Below are 215 nucleotides of genomic sequence, written 5' to 3'. Positions count from 1 at the left end.
ACATTTACACTAAAAAATGGCATTGAAAATATGCTAAAACAAATGTTACCTGGTAAAGTAGAAATGGTAGAGGCTATAAATGGCTAAACTTTTTATGTGACTTTTTTATTCTTTTTGTTTCTAAACAGTAAACACAAAAGTATAATTTAAATAAAATGTCATGGCAGTATTAAAAGTTATAGAAGTCTTATCTAACTCTGAAAAAAGTTGGGAAG

General features: G+C 26.5%; 1 protein-coding gene. It reads left to right on the top strand.

The window, feature by feature from the left end; all coding sequences use genetic code 11:
* The coding region (locus tag FUA24_RS04200; protein ID WP_148540165.1) for a NifU family protein at positions 1–87 on the top strand (87 nt) is incomplete at its 5' end.
* Between the last annotated feature and the right edge of the window lie 128 nt (positions 88–215).

The organism is Seonamhaeicola marinus, assembly GCF_008085455.1.
Note: the sequence above shows the minus strand (reverse complement) of the source record. Positions and strands in the feature narration are given on the sequence as shown.